The sequence below is a fragment of the Endozoicomonas sp. ONNA1 genome (assembly GCF_024606325.1).
Taxonomy (GTDB): domain Bacteria; phylum Pseudomonadota; class Gammaproteobacteria; order Pseudomonadales; family Endozoicomonadaceae; genus Endozoicomonas_A.
In genome coordinates this window covers 1-1768 of sequence record NZ_JAHHPN010000638.1, presented here as the reverse complement: position 1 = coordinate 1768, position 1768 = coordinate 1, and the positions used below count along the sequence as shown (strand labels likewise).

Annotated in this window: 1 protein-coding gene; it reads right to left on the bottom strand. The window is 43.0% G+C overall.

Going from position 1 to position 1768, the window contains the following annotated elements; translation table 11 throughout:
- Positions 1–128 precede the first annotated feature (128 nt).
- The coding region (locus KDK19_RS14980; protein WP_257287496.1) for a hypothetical protein at positions 129–1768 on the bottom strand (1640 nt) is incomplete at its 5' end.

Here is a 1768-nt window from a genome sequence, read left to right as displayed (position 1 = left end):
TGAAGGACTGTATTGAAAGTGTTTAATAATATGACCTTAAGAAAGACCTAAAGTTTCATTTGGATGGTTAGCCGGAATCATTGAAGGAAATCACCGATCTCGAAAAGCTCATCATGACCCAATGGTTATCACGCATCCAATGCGTCATAAATCGAATTCAAATTCATACTGCTCAAAAACTCTTCGGCAATTTTTGTCAGCTCACGGGATTTGAGCACCAGAGCGTTACTGGCATTGTGTACCTCCCGTAAGTAAGCATCATTAATAGAATTCTGAAACGATAAAGAGCTATTAATATGAGACATCATGTCAAACAACTTTTCTGGTGAGGATGGCTCATGAGAGCCATAGAAATTTTTCATTTTGGACTTCCACATGGAAGCTTCAGCCCAACAATACGTTAAACTACTGCCCTTTGAGTGTGTTACTTCATACAGGTAATAACTGAAGGCCTGCTGAATCGCTTGCTGGTATTTGTCTCTTAAATCATCTAAACGCCTTTGATCCTCCGAGGACACCTCAGAGGACTTCAATTTGATTTTTTCCAATAACAGCTTCAGGTCAGGGCTGTTCTCAACTTTTCGTTGAAACAGAGCGTCGGCTTGTTCGTTAATCACTGTGCTGTCCCAGGCAGGTTGCCCCAGGATAATCACCGGTCGGTGGCTCGCCCTGCCTGAGTTTAACTTCCTGAACGCAGGCTGCTGCACCAGCATTCGCTCTATATTTGGAATGCCCTCAGGTTCGTCCGACCAGGAAGTCTGTAAAGATAAGCAGGCTATTGCACTTTTAAGAAATGGCGAAAACCCATCATGACCATGAGTGACAAACATGGTACTACTTTCTTCCTCTTGGTAGTGTGCACAAGATAACAACCATATATGGCCATCTTTTTCCTTGGACAAATATTCCTTGTACCACTTTTTCAGGCAGTGGGCTGCTTTAACTTTCAGTTCATCAACAGCTTCCAAGCTTACCAATAGCCGGTGATACTCATCGATCTTGACCCTATTCAAATCATCGGTCGACGGTGGATCCAGCCAATCCAATTTCAGGGCTTCGCTGGCAAAGTGAATAACCGAAGGTTTAGTTAAGTCACTGCCTTTCAGTATATCCACCATTGAATTCAACCAGAGGGCAGTGCTTGTTCCGGCCTGAAGAATCATTTTTGAATGAAGTAACTTAAGTTGTTCAATGATTTGATCTTCATCGTTGTTTGACACTATTTTTCTTACTGCCTCTGACATTGGTTCAGAGACATTCCCACCTATATCAGTCGTAATACTGAGCAATAATATCTCGTCCTTGGTCAATTCTTTTGTCTCAAGCAACACCAGTAATGAGACGCCCACGGAAAAACTGCTTAAATTGTTTTCCTCCCATAGGTTCTTGACTATTTTGGAAATATTTAGATTAATTTCCGGTAATGCACTGTTTGTCTCAAGGGCTTTGTTCAGTTTCTCCGGGCTCACGCCACACGCTTTAGCCAGAGTTTGTTGTTGTGTTAAATCAGCACCTTTCAGGAAATCCTTCAGGAGAGCCTTGATCTTCTTTGACTTAGCCATGGAGTCTTCGATCTTTATGTTGGGCTGGAAATCACTAGTCGTTTTTACTGTCACTACAGGTGCCCCACTTAAATCCACTGATTCCCAGGTTTGCCCTCCATCCCCGGAATACTCAGCAAAGCGGTGGACAAAGCTCTCGACCTGCCGACATGGAATCCCGAAATAACGACAAAAAGCAATAAAAACAGGCACACGATGACGACAGC